Raw genomic sequence first — 17934 nt, 5'->3', positions numbered from 1 at the left:
GCGCGTCAGCGGAGCTTGACCGAGAGTTGCTTGCTCGTCGTGGAGCCTGCCTTGTTGGTGAACGTCACCGTGTAGGTGTGGGTACCGGCGGATGCACCCGTCACGTCGACCGACGCGTGCTGGGCGCTCGGGGTGGCGGCCGTCAGGCTGCCGGAGCCGATCACGGTGGCTCCCTCGCGGAACGTGTACGAAGTCGCGTTGGTCCCCCACCACAGGTCCGCCGAGAGGGCGAACGAGCCGTCTGCGCGCTGGGCGCCCGCGGACAGCACCGGTGTGCCCGGCGACGCATCCGTCACCTTCACGGTGAGCGGCTGGGTGGCCGTGGTGCCCTTCGAGTTCTCCAGTCCGCCGGTGAACGTGTAGGTGCCGTTCTTCAGGCCGTCGATGTGGACGACCGCCTGCTGGCCGAGAGGCGACACCATCGGGAGCCGCACGGACTTCACGAGCGTGCCGTCCTGGTACAGCCGGAACAGCTGACCGTTGACGCCCCACCAGAGGTTCATGGTGATGTCGAACGTCCCGTCCTTCAGCCCGTTGTCCCATCCGTCGTTCGAGGAGAGCACCGCCTTGCCGGGAGCCGAGGTGGCGCCATCGTCCGACCGCACGTCCGGAAGTGTGACCTGGTTCGATGCTGCAGAGGGGGAGCCCTCGCCGAGCTGGTTGACGCCGGTCACCGTGTAGGTGTGCGTGGAGCCGAGGTCGAGCCCGGTGATGGTGCATGACGTCTTCGTCGTCGTGCACACCGGGGTGGAGTCGTCTCCGTCGTAGACGCGGTACCCGGTGAACCCGAGACCGGTGGGCGACGACGGGGCCCACGAGACGCGGACGGACGTGTCGCCCGTCGTGACAGCCGTGACGTCGCTGGGAGCCGCCGCCTTGGTCACATCCGCGACGGCCAGCCAGGAGATGACGGGCTTCTCGCTGCCTGCGCCCTCGTTGGTGACGACGTAGTCGACGGTGGCGGGCGCGGTCAGCGTGAAGGTGAGGTCCGCGGTGAGCGGCGTGTTCGTGCCCGACAGCGGGACGCTCCCCTTCGCCAGCTCCGTCCCGTTCACCGACACGGTCTGGTACATCGACCGGGCGAGGTTCCACCACTCGGTGAAGCCGCCGGTGAGTGTGTACGTCCCGGCCGGCAACGGCAGGTGATAGGTCAGCCGGGTGGTGTTCTGGTACAGCCCTGTCGAGAATTTGTTGGTGATGTCGGTCGACGACTTCGTCACCATCCCGTTCGGGTCGTAGCCCCACTGGCCGGCAGCGGGCTGCGCCTGGTCGACGGCGCCGTTGAGGAGGCTCGGCACCGACAGCTGCACCGCGCTGTACTCGGGCGAGGCGGCGCCGTTGGTGCCGGAGTCGATGAAGTACACGAGCCCCTTCGGGATCACCTCGTACGAGGCGACGATGGGCGCCTTGTCTGCGCCGATCGTGCCCGAGACGGTGAGCGTGCCGTACAGGGTGCGCTGCTGCGCAGCGGATGCGGCGTCCCAGCTGACCGCCGTCTCCGCCCCACCGACCGTGACCGTGTCGGGCAGCGCGTCCGCGAGGCCCACGGTCCCCTGCACACCGAGGTCGCGCGGAAGCGCCTGAACGTAGGCGAGTGCGAGCCGGGCGTTGTAGCCACTCGTGCCGTTCGTGCCGAACTCCAGATCGACGACCGCGGGCGCGTCGAGGGTGATCCGCTGCGCGACGGGCGTGACCGACCCGTTCGAGACCGCCGTCACCGTCGTGGCGGAGCCACCGTGGACGCCCACCTTCGAGTAGACGTTCGTCGTCAGGCCGGCGCGAGGCGCCTGCACGCCGACGATGTTGTAGCTGCCCGCGGGCAGACTCAGGTGGTACGTGACGGGCTTGTTGTAATCGGCGCCGACGTAGGAGGATCCCCAGTCGGTCGGCGTGCCGGCCGCGACGGTCGTCGCTGTCGTGGAGTAGCCCCACGTGGAGCCGGTGGCCGTGCCGTCCCACTTCTGGTCGGCTGTGCCGTTCTGCAGGTATGGGAACAGAGCGGCTGCGGCGGCGTAGGCGGAGGGAGCCGCCGACGTCGATGCGCCGGAGTCGACGAAGTACGCGAGGTTCGCGGGCACCATCAGGACGACCATGCTGAAGCGCTGGTACACCCCGGCCGAATTCTTGTCCGTCGCGCGTCCCGTCGCCGTGAAGCTGCCGAGCTCCGCTGTCGAGGCGGCCGCCGCGAGGGAGGCGGCATCCCAGGTGGCTGCGACATCCGAGTCGTCGATCGAGACGGTCTTGGGCAGCGCGCGTCCAGCCGTCGACACCGCGATCATTCCGAGATCGCGCACGTCCGTGCTGACGTCCTTTGGCACGAGCGCATCGATCGCCGCCGTCAGCCGGGAGGTGATCGCGGCGGCGCCTTCGGCGTCGAGACCGAACGAGGACGGATCCGTGAGGGCAGCGTGCGCGTCCTTCAGCACCGCACTCACCCGGGACCAGGAGTCCGCGCTCCAGTCGTCCGAGTGCAGCGCGTCGCCCTTCGCGACCACTGCGGCCAGGGGTGCCGTGTCGACCGCGGACGAGTCGGCGTTCGCGGTGATGACGCCCACCGCATCCACGTCGATCGGGCTCGCGTTGGCGGTCGCGACGACCACGGTGTGCGTGCCGTTCCTCAGGCCGCGCAGCTCGAACGCCGTGCGCTCGCTTCCGGCGGCCCAGGTGGGCGCGTTCGCCACCACCTGGGTCCCGTCCACGGTGACGTTCAGCGTCGGCTTACCGGTGTTCGTGCCGATGATGTCGAGCCCGGTGCCCGCGAACGTGTAGGTCATCGCGGCGCCTTGACGCGTGCTGTTGGAAGCTGTGCGCTGGTACTCGAACATCCCCTGGCCGTTGATGTTGCTCCAGCCGCTGTCGAACTGGAGCACCGGCGTCGAGCGGTTCGCCCAGCTCGCCTGGTGCATGCCGTCGATGAGCTGGGTGTAGTACGGCGTGTAGCCGGGAACCGTCGTGACCTTCAGATTGTCGAAGTCGACGAAGTCGAAGCTCGATCCGAGCTGGATGCGGCCCGTGGCCTGCGGGGAGGCATCGGTGTACGTCGCGATCTGCGTGCCGTTGATCGAGGCGCTGTAGACGGATCCGGCCACGGTCACGGCGAGAGTGTTCCAGACTCCTGCACCGGGCTTGAAGGCGACTCCGGCGTTTCCGGCGACGGTGCCGCTGGCGATGGCGGCGCCGAAGCGCAGGAAGGTCCAGGCGCCGGTGGGGTCGACCTTCAGCTCGGCGGCCGAGACGTTCTGCCCGTTCGCCGTGCCGCCCTGCTCGCGGGCGCCGATCGTTGCGTACTCGCCCGAAGCCGCCGCCTCGAACGCCACGTCGGACGACACCGTGTAGTTGGCCCACCGGCCGTCGCCGATCGTCGTCTTCGGGTCGCCCGCGTTCCAGGCGCTGCCCGCCATCCCAGGGCCGACCTGTTGTCGCAGCACGCGGCCGTGACCAGGATCGCTCGTCGCAACCGACTCGAACGCGCCGTTCGTGTCGTTCGTGTAGCGCGGGGTGGCTCCATTGTCGACTGTCGCGACGCCGGGAGTTCCGGCGGGCTTGACTTTCGCGCCGCGGCTGTCGAGGTACGACTCCCCGCTGTCGACGAGCGTGCCGGTCGCAGCGTCGTACGTCTTCACGTCGCCCTCGTCGGCGTAGTCGAAGTCGTCGGCGTAGAGGTAGGAGTCGTCGGTCACACCGTTCGTGGCGCCCGACGCATCCGTGTCGAGCACGTCGCGTCCGCCGTCGGCCGCCGTGTACTCGGTGGAGGTCGGCAGGGTGTTGCCGTAGCCGGCCTTCGGCGTGAGCGTGCCGTCGGGCGCCTTCGTGGCGTGGTCGAGGGTCGTCGCCGTCAGCGTCGACCAGGGCTTGACCGTGAACGTGTACGACCCGTCGGCCCCCGGCTGGAGCTCATCGACCGGCTTCAGGTAGTTCGCATCGTAGGCCTGGCCGGCGTCCGCGGCCCGCGTCTCCCACAGCTCCATCGTGGTGTCGTCGCCGAGGTTCAGGCCGTTGGCGGCGATTCTGTAGGTGCGCGTGTAGGAGCTGTCGTTGACGATGACCGTCGAGAAGTCCGATGCGTCGGGTGCCGCGAGGGTCGTGTACGAGGCCCCGCCCGTCCGGGCGCCGCTCGGCGGGTTGCCCGTGCCGAGCTGGCTCGCCGACGCCTGCGGGATCGCCCGCCAGATGCCTGCGCTGTTGTCCGCGTTCTCCCAGCCGAGCTTCGCGAACTGCGTGAACTGGGCGAGGACGTCGAGGCCGCCGTCGTAGTACGTCCATCCCGACCACGGGTCGCGCGCGCTCACGAGCTCCTTCGAGGAGTACTGCATGCCGTCGTAGAACGAACCGATCGCGGGCTGGAAGATGCTGAAGGTGCGGTTGGAGGCGGCGAACCCCGTGGTGATCCAGTTGCCCATCTCGAGCGCGCTGTTGGTGCCGCCGAACTGCGTCCCGGCGCCGCCGGCTTCGTCGCTCGCGTTGTTGTTCGGCCGGTCGGCGGAGCTCGAGAACGTCGACTGGCCCTCGGAGTTCCACACCTCCTTGTCGAACTGCTGGGCGAGCTTCTTCATGTTGCCGTTGGCGTCGTCGGCGCTGCTGTAGTGGAATCCGACCACGTCCACGTCGTTGCGCAGTGTCGGGTCGGTCGCCGTCATGGCGTTTCCGAACGACAGCGGCGGTGTCCCGACCGTGTCTGCGGCGATCGTCTTGATGCTGTGGAACAGCCGCGACTCCTCGGCGCTCCGGAAGCCGTTGTTGGGGTCGTCGGCCGTCGCGCCCTCGTAGCCCTTCGTGTCGGCGCGCAGCCAGCCCGAGAACGACTCGTACAGCGCGATGTTCGGAGTGCCGGTCTCGTTCGTGTCGGGGTTGATCGAGTCGACCATGATGCCGTATTCGCGGTACGCGGCGAGGACGGTGTTCTTGAACCAGATGTACTGGTCGGCATCCGTCGTCACCCAGGTCGGGCGGCTCCAGCGCAGGAGGCTGACGTGCACGGTGCCCGTTGCGACCTTCTGGGCGTCGGCCGCCAGCTGGAAGCCGGGCTCGCGCTGCACGTTCGGGTACTCGGCACGGGTGCGCATCGTCGCGGCCTCGGGGCCGGTGGAGGTGTTGCGGTCGTTGCCCATCTCGATCTTGACCGTGTTCATGATCGGGTTGGTGCCGCCGAAGAGGGTCTGGACGAGCTGCCAGTACTTGTCGGGGTGCTGCGCCTTGTAGTCCATCAGCAACGAGCTGGTCGAGTTGCCCGAGAGCAGTCCGAAGCCTTTGAAGGTGAGGCCGTTGACGTTCTTGGCCGCTGACGCGACGTCTGCGCCGTTCAGCGTCACCACGACCGGATCGGTCACCGCCGCCTGTGCCACGGCCGGAAAGCCGATGGATGCCGCGAGCACGCCGGCGCTCGCAATGGTCACAACCGCCCCGCGGATTCGCCGCCAGGACCGTGTACGGGGCGCCATCGCCTCCGACATCTCTGTCTCCGTCCTCCGCCTCCGCGACGAGGCGGACTTTCATCTGCGGCTGTCATCCTTCTGCCGATACCCAGCGGAGCGGAAGAGAACCGAACAGAAACGAACCGAATCGAATGGATTCGAACTACTCCGCTCCATTCCACACAAGTCCGCTATCGTGTGGCCTCATGAACGAGAGCTCTGACCCGCGGCCGTTCGCCGTGTCGCGGCGCGAGCGGATCCTGGCCGAACTGCAGCGCACCGGGTCCGTCCGGGTCTCGGAGCTGGCGCGTCTGCTCGACGTCGCCGAACTGACGATCCGGCGCGACATCGGCCACCTCGGCGACCGCGGCCTCCTCACGCGCGTGCACGGCGGGGCGACCCTGCGGAGCCGGCTGGACACGACCGCCCGCGCCGGCGGTTCGGCGGATGCGCCCATCCGGTTCCGGGTCGGGATGGTGGTCCCCTCGCTCAGCTACTACTGGCCGCAGATCATCGTCGGCGCCCGCTCCGCGGCCACGGAGCAGGGCGTGCAGCTGGTGCTGCGCGGCGCGAGCTACTCCGTCGACGACCAGCGCAGGCAGATCGCGACGCTCGTGCAGTCGGGCACCCTCCACGGGCTGATCGCCGCCCCGGAGACCCGCGGCGCCGATGGCCGGGCGCTCCTCGGCTGGCTCGAGTCCCTTCCGATCCCGGTGGTGCTCGCCGAGCGCCGCGCGCCGTCGTCGCTCGCGGTCACCGGCCTCGAGTGGGTCACCACGGACCACGTGTTCGGCGGATCGCTCGCGGTCGGCCACCTCGCCAGCCTCGGGCACCGGCGTGTCGGCATCCTCACGTCGACAGGCTCGCCGACCTCCTGGCAGCTTCGCCGCGGCTGGGACAGGGCGATCGGCGAGCTTGGTCTCGAATGCACGGTCGACGTCGCCGCCACGCTGGAGGAGATGGATGTGGACGCCCGGCAGGTCTCCATCGCCGGCTTGCTGGAGCGCTGCCGGCAGACGTCGACCACAGCGCTCTTCGTGCACTCCGACCCGCAGGCCGTGCTCCTGCAGCAGCATGCGCTCGACCACGGCTGGTCGATCCCCGGGGACCTGGCGATCATCGCGTACGACGACGAGGTGGCGCCGAGCGCCGAGCCGCCCATCACGGCGCTGCGGCCGCCGCGTCAGCACGTCGGGCGGCTGGTGGTCGAGACGATGGTCGCGCGACTGACGGACGGCGCCCGGCGGCCGGTCCAGCGCACCTACGTGCTGCCCGAACTGAACGCCCGCGCGTCGACGGTCAGCGTCGCGCGAGCAGTTGCGCCATGAGCTCGAGCTGGGCAGGGTCTTCGAGCGCCGAGCCCACCGCAGCGACCCGCACCCCGGCCGCGAGGTAGTCGCCGACGTTGGCGGCGTTCAGGCCGCCGGTCGCGACGAACCGCACCTGCGGGAAGGGACCGCGGATGTGCGCGAACCATTGCGTGCCGAGCCAGGTCGCCGGGAAGGCCTTGAGCCAGGTCAGGCCCAGACCGAGCGCCGCCTGGACCTCGCTGGGCGTCGCGACGCCGGGCAGGATCGGGATGCCGCGCTCCTGCGCCGCGCGCACGACGGCGGCATCGAGGCCGGGCGAGACGACGTACCGCGCGCCCGCCGCGGCTGCGGCATCCAGCTGCTCCACGGTGAGGATGGTGCCGGCCCCGACGACTTTGCCGCGCTCCTCTCCGAGACGCACGACCGCGCGGAGGGCGCGCTCGTCTTCGGCGGTCTGGAGCGGCACTTCGACGGCGTCGATGCCGAGATCCCACGCCGTCGACGACAGCGCCAGGGAGCGCTCCTCCCCCATGCCGCGCAGGATCGCCATGAGCGGCGCTCCGGCGAAGGCCTCTTCGAACCAGTCCGTCATACCTGCTCCTCTTCTTCTGCCCAGTCGCTCGTCGTGGCGAGGACGAGGGCCGCGCGGGCGTGCCCCGCGCGCAGTCGTCGGTCGATGGATGCGTTCCCTTCGGGCGGATCGCTGAGCACCGTCGCGAGGTAGCCGCCGGCGAAGGCGTCGCCCGCTCCCACCTCTTCGATCACATCGACCCGGAGGGCCGGCTCGAACACCGCCTCGTCGCCCACGAAGGCCGTCGCGCCGTGCCCTCCGTCCTTCACGACGAGCTCCGGGACGTCGGGGAGGAGGGCGCGCACCTCCTCGGCCGTGGCCGTTCCCCACAGCCGCTCCGCCTCGTCGCGCCCGACGAACACGATGTCGGAGCGCGCGGCGAACGGTGCGAGGACCGCACCGGCGGTCTCGGCGTCCCACAGGTTGGGGCGGTGGTTCACGTCGAAGCTGACGAGCACTCCGGCGGCGTGGGCGCGCACCATGAGACGTTCGAGGAACTCCGCCGCCGACGGCGAGATGATCGCCGTGATGCCCGACACGTGCAGCACGCGGACGCCCGCGAGGTCGACCGCGTCGGCGTCGGCCGCACTGAGGAAGGAGGCGGCGGACCCGGCGCGGTAGTAGTGAACGCCGTGGCCGGGGTCCTTCACGTAGAGCCCGGTCGGGTGGGCCGCATCCCGGACCACCGTCGACACGTCGATCCCGCGAGCCGCGAGGCGGTTCAGGATGCGGTCGCCCAGCGGATCCGCACCCAGCCGGCTGAACCACGCGGCGGAGTGCCCGAGGGCGGCGACGTGACCGGCCACGTTGGACTCGGCGCCTCCAGCGTCGACACGGAAGGCGTCGGCGGCGTGCAGTCGCTCCGCCGTTCGCGGAGCGACCATCGCCATCGTCTCGCCGGCGGCGAGCAGCACCGCGGTCACCGGAGTTCGGTCACCGGCGCGGCGTCCATGTCGTCGAAGGTCTGATTCTCGCCCGCCATCGCCCACACGAACGAGTATGCAGCCGTACCGACGCCGGAGTGCAGCGACCAGCTCGGCGAGATGATCGCCTGCCGGTCGGCGACGACCAGGTGACGGGTCTCCTCGCGCTCGCCGAGAAGGTGGATGACACGCGCGTCCTCCGGCACGTCGAAGTACAGGTAGCACTCGGTGCGGCGGTCGTGCGTGTGCGCGGGCATGGTGTTCCACATGGAGCCGGGGTGCAGCTGGGTCACGCCCATGACGATCTGGCAGCTCCTGATCCCGTTCTCGTGGATGTACTGGTTGAGCGTACGGCGGTTGCTGGTCTCCTGGTCGCCGAGCTCGCGGACGGTGCCCTCGCCGGGCGAGACGAGTGCAGCCGGGTAGGCCGTGTGCGCGGGGGCGGAGAAGAGGTAGAACTGCGCCGTGTCGCCCGCGAACGACACGTCGCGGATGCCGCGGCCGAGGTACAGGCACGCGCCGTTCACGAGCTCGTAGACCTCGCCATCCGCCGTCACCGTCCCGGCGCCGCCGACGTTCACGATCCCCAGCTCGCGGTGCTCGAGGAAGTAGTCGCTGCGGATCTCGGCGTAGCCGCCGAGCTCGAGGACGCCTCCGGCCGGGGTCGCTCCGCCGAGGACGATGCGGTCGTGGTGGGTGTAGGTGAGGCGGATCTCGCCCGGGTCGAACACCTCGGGGATGAGGTAGGCGTCGCGCAGCTCCTGCGTCGTCATCCCCGGGATCTGGGCAGGGTTGGTCGCGTAGCGCTGTTCGATGGGGGTGGTCATGAATTCTCCTTTTCGAATCTAGGGGTCAGCGGACGAGCCAGCCGCCGTCGACCGGCACGATCGCCCCGGTGATGTAGGCGGCGGCATCCGAGGCGAGGAAGACGAAGATGCCCTGCAGGTCGGCCGGCGTGCCCCAGCGTCCTGCGGGGATGCGGGAGACGATGGACGCCTCGCGCTCCTCATCGGCGCGCAGGGCCGCCGTGTTGTCGGTCGCCATGTAGCCGGGCGCGATCGCGTTGACGGTGACACCCGCGGCCGCCCACTCGTTGGCGAGCGCTTTCGTGAGCCCGGCGACCGCGTGCTTCGACGCGGTGTAGGCGGGGACGAAGACGCCGCCCTGGAAGGACAGCATCGACGCCACGTTGATGATGCGGCCGCTCCCCCGCGCGATCATGTGGCGGCCGGCCGCCTGCGAGAGGTGGAACACGGCGTCGAGGTTGACCGCGAGCACGTCGTCCCAGTCGCTCGTGGAGTAGTCGGCGGCGGGCGCACGCCGGATGGTGCCGGCGTTGTTGACGAGGATGTCGAGACCGCCCAGCTCGGCGATCGCCTCGGCGACCGCATCCGACAGCTCGGTGGGCGTCGCCGACGTGAGATCGCGGCGGATGCGGTGCACCCGACGACCGAGCGCCCGGATGCGGTCCGCGGTCTCGGAGGAGTCGCCCCGGTCGAGCAGCGCGATGTCGGCGCCGGCTTCGGCGAGCGCGATCGCCGCGCCCTGGCCGAGACCCCGGCTGGATCCGCTGACCAGCGCGACCTTGCCGTCGAGGTGGAAGGAATCGAGGATCATGCTGCGGCCTCCCTGGCACTGCTGAAGGTGGTGGTGAGCTCGCCGATGCGCGAGATGCGGACGGTGACGGCGTCGCCGCCGGCGAGCGGGCGGTGCGCCTCCTGAGCGGCGGGGAGCTTCTGCGGGGTGCCGGTGGAGACGACGTCGCCCGGCTCGAGCGTCAGGACCTGGCTGAGGTGGTGGATGACGAACGCCACGCTGAAGATCGTGGTCGAGGTCGACTGCGAGACCGTGACGACGCCGTCGCGCACCACCTCGACGAGGAGGTTCTGCGGGTCGGGCACCTCGTCGGGCGTCACCACCCACGGGCCGAGCGGTGCGAAGCCGTCGGAGCACTTGCCGAGCGCCCACTGGCTCTGCCGGCGCTGCCAGGCCCGGTCGGAGACGTCGTTCAGGATGGTGTAGCCGCCGACGTGGTCGAGGGCGTCCTCGATCGGGACCCGCTGAGCTCGGCGCCCGATGACGACGGCGAGCTCCCCCTCGTAGTCGACGTCGGTCGCGCCCGGCGGGATGGGCACTGCGTCCGAGGGGCCGCCCAACGTGTTGGGCGTCTTGACGAAGACGTCCGGCCACTCGGGGTCGTCCGCTCGCGGATCGACGCCGTCCGGCACGTGGCCCCGGTAGTTGTAGCCGAGGCAGAGGATCTTGCCCGGCGTCACGGGGCCGGCGAGCCTCACCGAGCCGAGCGATGGGAGCGCGGTCGCGTCTGCCGTCTCGGCCGCTGTGCGGGCCTGCGCGAGCAGCGCGCCATCGGCCAGGAGGTCCTCGACGCGCGATGCGATGTCGGACAGATCGAGGATCCGGTCGGAGTCGGCGCCTGCGTCGGGGCCGGACAGGACCGCGCCGGGCCGCTCGCCGTCCTGCGTGCGGAAGGTCACGAACCGCATGGCGCCTCCCCTCGGGGTCGCGCCGGGCTCACCAGTACAGCTCCCATTCGGGGTCCACCGTGCGCTGGAGCGCCTCCAGGTAGAAGTAGTCGCCCCACAGGTTGCCTTCGTCGACGCCGTGGTCGCCTGGCAGGTTGTACACGCCGTGCAGAATCAGGGCGTCCGACGCCTCATCCTCCGGCGTGTAGTCCGCGATGAGGGAGGCGAGGATCCCATCGGCCGCCTCCGTCGCGCGCGCGGCCGCCTCCGGGTCGTCCTCCAGCACGGCTAGCTGGCGCAGACCGGAGACGGCGATCGCGGCCGCCGAACTGTCGCGCGGCGCAGAGCTGCCGTCGGTGTAGACGAGGTCCCAGTACGCGACGCTGTCGGCGGGAAGGTGCGCGAGGAAGTACGCAGCGCAGCGGCGCGACGCGTCGAGGAACCGCTCGTCGCCCGTGGCGCGGTAGTTGAGGGCGAAGCCGTAGATGCCCCACGCCTGGCCGCGCGCCCAGCAGGAGTCGTCGTGCGCGCCCTGCTCGGTCGCACCGCGGAGGGGCTCGCCGGTCTCGACGTCCCAGTAGAAGGTGTGGAAGGTCGAGTCGTCGGGCCTCAGGATGTGGTCGTGCAGCTGGAGCGTGTGCCGCTGCACGGCCTCCGCGTACCGTTCGTCGCCCGTCTGCTCGGAGGCCCAGGTCAGCAGCGGCATGTTCATCAGACTGTCGATGATCGTGCGGCCCGCCTGGCGCGGGTCGGACAGGTCGCCCCACGCCTGCACGATGCCGGCCGGCTCGAGGAAGCGGGTCATCAGGTGGTCGGCGGCGGCCAGCGCGGCGCGTCGCGCCTCCTCGTCCCCCGTCAGACGCCAGGCGGCGACGCACGAGAGGCTGTACAGGAACCCGAGGTCGTGCGTGTCCAGGTCCTGGCCCTCGTCCACCCGGCGCTCGAAGTCGCGGGCGTGCCGCAGGGCGGCCTCCTTGAACTCGTCGTCCCCGGTGGCCTCCCACGCGATCCACTGCATGCCGGGGACGAAGCTGGTCGTCCAGCCGTGGTTACCGCCCTCGGGAACGTCCCGCGAGGCCGGGCGCACCGGGTAGACGCCGTCCGCCGTCGTGTCGTCGGGGTAGGCGGCGCCGAACTTCTCGATGTTGCGCCGCGTGGTGGCGATCGCCGCCTCGAGTGCCGTGCGGGCTTCGGTCCGGACGGCGTCGAGATGCCCGGGGGCGGAGGAGAGAGAGGTCATGCGTGGCAGTCCTTGTCGAATCGGCTTTGGAGAGTGTGTGGCGGTCAGTCGGTCACCGGCCTGGGGGCCGGAAGCACGGGGCGCAGCGTGTAGCGGCCGTTGGCCCAGATCAGATAGAGAGCGGCGGAGGCGGTGACACCGGCCGCGATGGCGGGCACGTTCGCGAACAGTGCGATCTGCACGGCGCCGATGAGCAGCGACACGAGGGTGAGGTACCACCGCCGCACGCCGAGCAGCACGGCCGCGCGCACGACGTCGCGCATCCGCGCGATCGGCACCTCCGCGATGGCGACGAGCGAGAGCATTCCAGCGGCGAGCGTGAGGACGCTCAGCATCAGGAGCACGGGCACGACCACCACGCCGACGGCCGACGCGGAGAGCGCGCGGACGTCGACGAGCAGCACGACCAGGAGCACCGCGGTGCCCGCCCCGATCGCGAGCGCTTTGCGCCAGGTCGCCCGGTATCCCCGGAGGAAGCCGCGGAACGGCCCCACCCCGGTGTGCCCGTGCTCGCGGAACACCGTGAAGGCCGCGCTGATGCCGGGGGCGGCGAGCGCCGCTGCCACGGCGAGGTAGGGCCAGCTCTCGACCGGGTCGGTCCCGATGGCGAGCAGCAGCAATGGCAGGCTCGCGACGACGAGCATCACGCTGGTCGCAAGCCCCAGGTAGACGATGTCGAACGCCGTCGAGGCGAAGCCGTGGGAGATCCGTCGCATCGCCGTCAGCCCTTCATTCCGCTGGTCGCGATGCCCTCGACGAAGTACTTCTGCCCGAGGAGGAACACGACGGCGATCGGCACGACCGAGATCACGAGACCGGCGAACATCAGCCCGTAGTTGGCGGCGTACTGGTTGCTCACGAATGTCTGCAGCCCGAGCTGAAGCGTCCAGAGGTCCGGGTTCCGCAGGTAGATGAGCGGGCCCAGGTAGTCGTTCCACACCGTGACGAACGTGAGGAGGGTGAGGCTCGCCATCGCCGGCACGGACAGCGGCACCATGATCCGCCACCAGATGCCGTACTCGCTCAGGCCGTCGATCCTGGCGGCCTCGGAGAGCTCTTCGGGGATCGTCTCGTAGTACTGCTTCATCAGGAACACGCCGAAGGCGCTGAACGCCTGGAGCAGAATGATGGCCCAGAGCGTGTTCGCGAGGTGCATCTTCGAGAGCATGATGAACTGCGGGATCATGTACGACTGCCACGGCACCGCGATGGTCGCGATGTAGCCCAGGAACAGCACATCCCGGCCGCGGAACTTCATCCGCGCGAAGCCGTAGGCGGCGAACGAGCCGGTGAAGACCTGGAGGATCGTGACCGCGATCGCGAGCACGAGCGTGTTGCGGATCCAGACGATGATGTTCGAGTGCGTCCAGATGTCGGCGTAGTTGCTCCAGTCCCACGTCTCTGGGAGCCACTTCACCGGGACCGAGAAGACGTCGTTGGCCGGCTTCAGCGAGCTCGACACCATCCAGAAGAACGGCACGAGCAGTGCGAAGGCGGCGATGACGAGCACCACATAGCCGACGACACGGCCGACACGGCGCGCCGGGCTTCGCGGCGTGCGCGGCTCGCGCTGAGGAGGACGCTCGGCCAGCTCCTGAAGGCTCGTCTGGAGCGTGCCGGGTTCGGTGATCGCGCTCATCAGGCACTCCGTCGCTTGTTGATGAGGAACTGGATGATCGTCACGATGATGCAGATGAAGAACAGGACGATGGATGCCGCCGATGCGTAGCCGAACTGGTTCTGCACGAAGGCGGTCTGGTAGATGAACTGCGAGAGCACCAGCGTCGAGTTGCCCGGACCGCCGTTCGTCATCACGAGGATCAGGTCGAAGATCTTGAACGAGTTGATCGTGAGCATGACCGTGACGAAGAAGGTCGTCGGCCGCAGGCACGGGATCGTCACGTTCCAGAAGCGCTGCCAGACGCCGGCGCCGTCGACGCGGGCCGCTTCGTGCAGCTCGCGCGGCACCGTCTGCAGTCCCGCCAGGAACAGGATCATGTAGTAGCCCATGTCACGCCAGGTGCTGACGATCACCGTGGCGGGCATGGCCCACGTGGTCGACTGCAGCCAGGTCGGCGGGTTGGCGATTCCGATGGAGTGGAGGAGCTGGTTGATCGGCCCGTACTGCGGGCTGAACAGCAGGTTCCAGACGACGGCGATGGCGACGATCGACGTGATGTACGGGAAGAACGCCGCCGTGCGGAAGAAGGCGACGCCGCGCAGCTTGGTGTTCAGCAGCAGCGCGAGCCCCAGCGAGACGACGAACGTGAGCGGGATGTGGAGGATCGCGAAGTAGAAGGTGTTCAGCACAGCGGTGTGGAACGTCGTGTCGCCCAGCAGGCGCTGGAAGTTCGCGAGACCTGTCCAGTTCGCGGTGCCGAAGATGTTCCAGTTCGTGAAGCCGAGGTAGAACAGCGTCACGACGGGGATCAGCGTCAGCAACCCGAAGCCCAGGAAGTTCGGGAGGATGAAGCTCCACCCGATGATCGTGTTGCGCATCCGCAACTTCGACCTGCGTCGCGGGAGGCGCGGGGCCGGTGACGTGTCGACGTCGGTGGCGATCGCCGTCATGTGCTCGTCCTTACGGTTCGTGGAAGTGAGGGGATGGGGTGGGGCGCGCCAGGCGACGCGCCCCACCCGGGGAGTCGGATCAGCCGGCCTGGTTCTTGAACTGGGCGCCGGCGTCGCTGATGGCCTTGTCGAGCGACGTCGAGCCGGTCATGATCGCGCTGTGCATCGCGGTCAGTGCGGTCGAGGCGATCGGGGTCTTCGGCGACGGCGGGTTCTGCGGGGCGATCTTCTGGCTGCCCCACGCGAACTTCGACAGGGAGTCGGTCGGGATGCCCTGCTGACCGAAGAAGCTCTTCGTCACCGCATCCGTGACCAGCGCCGGGGAGATACCGATCTGGGCGAGCGACTCTGCGGCCTTCTCGCTTTCGATGTAGGAGAGGAACTCCTTCGCCGCGGTGAGCTTTGCGCCGTCCGTCTTGACGTTGATGGCGAAGCCCGTGGGGTCACCGAAAGTCACCGGGGTCTTGTCCGTGCCGGCGGTCGCCGACGTGCGCTGCGGCACCGGGGCCATGCCCCACTGGAACGTGTCGGCGTCACCGCTCTTCTGCTGGGCGAGGAGCGTGGCGACGTACCAGGAGCCCATCAGCTCCATCGCAGCCTGCTGCTTGCCGAACTCGGCCTGGTAGGTCGTCTTGTTGGCCGACGCGGTGGCGAAGGGCAGCTGCAGCCCGTCGTCCTGCATCTTCAGCGCCTGCTCGTAGAACGGCTTCATGTAGGAGTAGTTGCCCGAGAGCATGTCCGCCTTGGACGCCTGAGCGGTCGCGAAGCCCTGCACCTGCGAGTTCCAGGTGTGAAGATACGCGGGCAGCGCCGAGCTCCCGGCGGCCTTCAGGCCGGTCTTGAGCTTCTCGGCGGCGGCGGTGTAGTCGTCCCACGTCCACGAACCGTCGGGGTCGGCGACGCCGGCGGCCTTGAAGAGGTCCTTGTTGTAGAACAGGACGTTGCCGTCGAGGCGGTAGGGGATGGCGTACTGCTTGCCATCGAGCTTGTAGGAGCTCGCGCCCTTGATGCCGTTCGTCAGCTTGACGTCGGAGACATCGACCAGCTGCCCGCCGGAGGCGAAGGTGACCATGTCGGTGACCTGCTTGATCGCCACGACGTCCGGTGCGGTGCCCGCGGCGAGGTCGGCGGTCAGCAGCGTCGCGTAGTTGGCGGCGTCGTAGTCCTTGACCTGGACGGTGACGTTGGGGTGCTCCTTGTGGAAGCCGTCGGCGAGGACCTGGAACTCCGGCGTGGTCTGGAGGCTCCATCCCGATATCGAGATGGTGACGGGCGTGTTGTCGGACGAGGCCGAGGGCGCCGGCGAGGCGGCGCCGCTACAGCCCGCGAGCGACAGCGTGGCGGCGATGCCGACGGCCACCGCGGCTGTGAACTTGCGATTCATGGGGATGCTGCTCCTTTGCAATGGGTTCCCGGTCGTGAGCTACCGGGTCTGGGCTACCGAGCCGTCGGGGTCGCGGATCGGAAGGTGGTGAGGTCGTGGGCGGTGGTCGCACCGTCGGGCCAGGTGACGGCGAGCCGGTCGTCGTCGAGAGCGAGCGCGGCGCGCCCGGGCTCGCCGGACTGCGCGGCGTCGAGGGTCACGAGGACGGCGGTCCACTCATCGGGTGCTGCAGCATCCCGTTCGATGACCGGGACGGCCGCGGTGGAGCCGAGCGGGCTGGCATCGTTCCGCTCGACGATCGCGGCGGATCCCGATCCGGCGAGGAGCCGCACGCTGCTCTCGAGCTCGCCATCGCCCTGGGGGAGGGTGACGCGGGCGAGGGAGCCACTGACGGAGGCCGCGACGGCGGTGTCGGCGGCGAGGGGCCATCCGCCGATACGGAGGGTTCTCGCGCTGCCATCGGCGTGGTCGAGGTGGACGAGCCGCACCTCCCACGGGCCGCGGACCAGCGAGACCGTGAGGATGCGCCCGGCCGAGGTTGCGGCGCCGGTGATGCCGGATCCGTGCCGGATCTGGGACTCGGCCGGATCGATCCAGTGGGCGTGGGCGAGGGAGGCGCCGACCGCGACGTCGCCGTCGAGTCGCGCTTCGAGGAACTCCATGCCCGCGCGATGGGAGGCGCGGCCGCGGTCGTCCACGAGAGCGACGGACTGCTCGAGCGGTTCGCGCCAGGCGCGGCCGTCGTGCAGCGGTGCGGTCGCCGTGCTGTACCCGAGCCGCGTGTAGATCGGCGAGTCGCCGACCGACGAGCCGGGCGTCGAGTGGTCGGTGCCATGGTTCACGACGCGCACGATCCCGTCGGCCTGCGTGCCGGAGACGAGCCAGCCGGCGGCACGGATCACGCGCAGGTCGTCGCCCTCCTCGACGGGAAGCGGCTCGGACGGAGCGGTCCACACAGGGTGGTCGGCGGGGAGGGAGATGCCGAGCATCCCTTTCGTCGCCCAGTACGGGGATGCCGGGCCCGAGTAGGACTGGGCGAGCCGGCGCCAGTCGCCGTGCCATCCCATCGTCAGCAGATCCTGCTCGTCGGGCGCGCCGGCCTCCGCGAAGTGGGTCACCGCGAGGTTCGCCGCGTGCCGGAGCCGGCCCATCGACGACGACGGGACGTCGGCGAGCACGCCGGCCCAGAAGGGCGCGGCGGCGGCGAAGCGGTAGATGAGGCTGCGGCCCTGGATGAGCGGCGACCCGTCTGCGCCGACGAGGGCCACGGCGTCCACCAGGTAGCGATCGAGCGCGGCCACATCCTGTGCGGTGCGACCGCCGGAGAGGTCGGCGGCGCCCTGCATCCGCGACCAGAGGATCGGGTACAGGTGCAGAGCCCAGCCGGTGTAGTGGTCGAAGGAGCGCTCGACGCCGTCCGCGATCCAGCCGTCGGCCCGCACGTACGAGTCGTGCCGGCCGAGATCGTCGGCGATGTCCCGCGCCGACCACGGCCCGCCGACCGAGCGGAGGAAGGTCTCCACGACGATCCGGAACCAGAGCCAGTTGTTGCGCGGGTACGTGGTGTCGCCGACGATCGCCGAGAAGTAGTCGATGACGCGCTGCTGCGTCTGCTCGTCGAGCCGCTCCCAGAGCCAGGGACGGGTCATGTCGAGGATGAGGGCGAGGGAGGCCGCCTCCACCTTGGCCTGCGCGTGCTCCTCCGGGCGGACCCAGCGGTCGGCGGCGTCCGGGTCCACTCCGGTCGCGATGCCCTTCGCGTAGAAGTCGATGAGCGCGTCCACACCCTGCCCCCGCTCCCCCGCGATGCGGAAGCCGGCGAGGAGGAAGGTGCGCGCGAACCCCTCGAGCCCATCGACGGCGCGGCCGTAGCCGCCTTCAGCGCCGGGAGGCGTGATCCGTCCGTTGCCGGGCGATGCCCAGCGGCGGGCTCCGGCGAGAAGTCGATCCGCGTGCGCCGTCCACTGGTCCCGGGTCCAGTCCGACCGGGTGTCGACCAGCGGCGTGCTCACGAATTCTCCTTCGAATGGGCTGAGGCAGG

General features: G+C 69.8%; 13 protein-coding genes. 1 reads left to right on the top strand and 12 read right to left on the bottom strand.

Annotated features, from left to right (window positions below; translation table 11 throughout):
* Window positions 1–5: 5 nt before the first annotated feature.
* The gene (locus SB754_RS02220; RefSeq protein ID WP_410780723.1) at window positions 6–5393 is read right to left on the bottom strand and encodes a fibronectin type III domain-containing protein; all 5388 of its coding nucleotides are present in this window, start codon (window positions 5391–5393) and stop codon (window positions 6–8) included.
* A 224-nt stretch (window positions 5394–5617) separates the two neighbouring features.
* Between SB754_RS02220 and SB754_RS02215 the strand changes: the two genes are divergently transcribed.
* Window positions 5618–6739, top strand: a complete 1122-nt coding sequence (locus SB754_RS02215) for a substrate-binding domain-containing protein (protein ID WP_410780722.1) — start codon at window positions 5618–5620, stop codon at window positions 6737–6739.
* Here the strand turns inward: SB754_RS02215 and SB754_RS02210 are convergent.
* The 11 genes from SB754_RS02210 to SB754_RS02160 all read right to left on the bottom strand — a co-directional run bounded on the left by SB754_RS02210 (window position 6711) and on the right by SB754_RS02160 (window position 17905).
* A complete protein-coding gene (locus SB754_RS02210; protein WP_410780721.1) occupies window positions 6711–7313 on the bottom strand; it encodes a bifunctional 4-hydroxy-2-oxoglutarate aldolase/2-dehydro-3-deoxy-phosphogluconate aldolase in 603 nt (200 codons plus the stop codon). The two genes, SB754_RS02215 and SB754_RS02210, sit on opposite strands and share 29 nt — an antisense overlap.
* Window positions 7310–8215 carry a sugar kinase gene (locus tag SB754_RS02205; RefSeq protein WP_410780720.1) on the bottom strand — a complete coding sequence of 302 codons (906 nt, stop codon included), beginning with the start codon at window positions 8213–8215 and terminating at the stop codon, window positions 7310–7312. The genes SB754_RS02210 and SB754_RS02205 overlap by 4 nt, the downstream gene beginning before the upstream one ends.
* Window positions 8212–9042 carry a 5-dehydro-4-deoxy-D-glucuronate isomerase gene (gene kduI, locus SB754_RS02200; RefSeq protein WP_410780719.1) on the bottom strand — a complete coding sequence of 277 codons (831 nt, stop codon included), beginning with the start codon at window positions 9040–9042 and terminating at the stop codon, window positions 8212–8214. The genes SB754_RS02205 and kduI overlap by 4 nt, the downstream gene beginning before the upstream one ends.
* A 25-nt stretch (window positions 9043–9067) precedes the next feature.
* The gene (gene kduD / locus SB754_RS02195) at window positions 9068–9832 is read right to left on the bottom strand and encodes a 2-dehydro-3-deoxy-D-gluconate 5-dehydrogenase KduD (RefSeq protein ID WP_410780718.1); all 765 of its coding nucleotides are present in this window, start codon (window positions 9830–9832) and stop codon (window positions 9068–9070) included.
* Window positions 9829–10719 (bottom strand): fumarylacetoacetate hydrolase family protein, encoded by an 891-nt coding sequence (locus SB754_RS02190; protein WP_410780717.1) that lies wholly within the window; start codon window positions 10717–10719, stop codon window positions 9829–9831. The genes kduD and SB754_RS02190 overlap by 4 nt, the downstream gene beginning before the upstream one ends.
* A 28-nt stretch (window positions 10720–10747) precedes the next feature.
* Entirely contained in the window at window positions 10748–11938 is a 1191-nt protein-coding gene (locus SB754_RS02185) for a glycoside hydrolase family 88 protein (RefSeq protein ID WP_410780716.1), read from the bottom strand.
* Window positions 11939–11982: 44 nt separating this feature from the next.
* Entirely contained in the window at window positions 11983–12654 is a 672-nt protein-coding gene (locus SB754_RS02180) for a DUF624 domain-containing protein (RefSeq protein ID WP_410780715.1), read from the bottom strand.
* Between the two features lie 5 nt (window positions 12655–12659).
* The gene (locus SB754_RS02175; RefSeq protein ID WP_410780714.1) at window positions 12660–13577 is read right to left on the bottom strand and encodes a carbohydrate ABC transporter permease; all 918 of its coding nucleotides are present in this window, start codon (window positions 13575–13577) and stop codon (window positions 12660–12662) included.
* Window positions 13577–14509: a carbohydrate ABC transporter permease gene (locus tag SB754_RS02170; protein WP_410780713.1), complete on the bottom strand. Its 933-nt coding sequence runs from the start codon at window positions 14507–14509 to the stop codon at window positions 13577–13579. The genes SB754_RS02175 and SB754_RS02170 overlap by 1 nt, the downstream gene beginning before the upstream one ends.
* A gap of 79 nt (window positions 14510–14588) precedes the next feature.
* On the bottom strand, window positions 14589–15893 hold the full coding sequence (locus SB754_RS02165) for an ABC transporter substrate-binding protein (RefSeq protein ID WP_410780712.1): 1305 nt from the start codon (window positions 15891–15893) through the stop codon (window positions 14589–14591).
* 53 nt (window positions 15894–15946) lie between these two features.
* Complete coding sequence (locus tag SB754_RS02160) at window positions 15947–17905, bottom strand: DUF2264 domain-containing protein (protein ID WP_410780711.1); 1959 nt, start codon at window positions 17903–17905, stop codon at window positions 15947–15949.
* Window positions 17906–17934: the final 29 nt, after the last annotated feature.

The organism is Leifsonia sp. SIMBA_070 (assembly GCF_046534635.1).
GTDB lineage: Bacteria > Actinomycetota > Actinomycetes > Actinomycetales > Microbacteriaceae > Leifsonia.
This window is presented reverse-complemented; position numbering and strand designations above follow the sequence as displayed.

Excerpts from the sequence above, each read along its gene's own strand:
- SB754_RS02215 (WP_410780722.1), top strand. The coding sequence starts at position 5,618 with ATGAACGAGAGCTCTGACCCGCGGCCGTTCGCCGTGTCGCGGCGCGAG.
- SB754_RS02210 (WP_410780721.1), bottom strand. The coding sequence starts at position 7,313 with ATGACGGACTGGTTCGAAGAGGCCTTCGCCGGAGCGCCGCTCATGGCG.
- kduI (WP_410780719.1), bottom strand. The coding sequence starts at position 9,042 with ATGACCACCCCCATCGAACAGCGCTACGCGACCAACCCTGCCCAGATC.
- kduD (WP_410780718.1), bottom strand. The coding sequence starts at position 9,832 with ATGATCCTCGATTCCTTCCACCTCGACGGCAAGGTCGCGCTGGTCAGC.
- SB754_RS02190 (WP_410780717.1), bottom strand. The coding sequence starts at position 10,719 with ATGCGGTTCGTGACCTTCCGCACGCAGGACGGCGAGCGGCCCGGCGCG.
- SB754_RS02185 (WP_410780716.1), bottom strand. The coding sequence starts at position 11,938 with ATGACCTCTCTCTCCTCCGCCCCCGGGCATCTCGACGCCGTCCGGACC.
- SB754_RS02180 (WP_410780715.1), bottom strand. The coding sequence starts at position 12,654 with ATGCGACGGATCTCCCACGGCTTCGCCTCGACGGCGTTCGACATCGTC.
- SB754_RS02175 (WP_410780714.1), bottom strand. The coding sequence starts at position 13,577 with ATGAGCGCGATCACCGAACCCGGCACGCTCCAGACGAGCCTTCAGGAG.
- SB754_RS02170 (WP_410780713.1), bottom strand. The coding sequence starts at position 14,509 with ATGACGGCGATCGCCACCGACGTCGACACGTCACCGGCCCCGCGCCTC.
- SB754_RS02165 (WP_410780712.1), bottom strand. The coding sequence starts at position 15,893 with ATGAATCGCAAGTTCACAGCCGCGGTGGCCGTCGGCATCGCCGCCACG.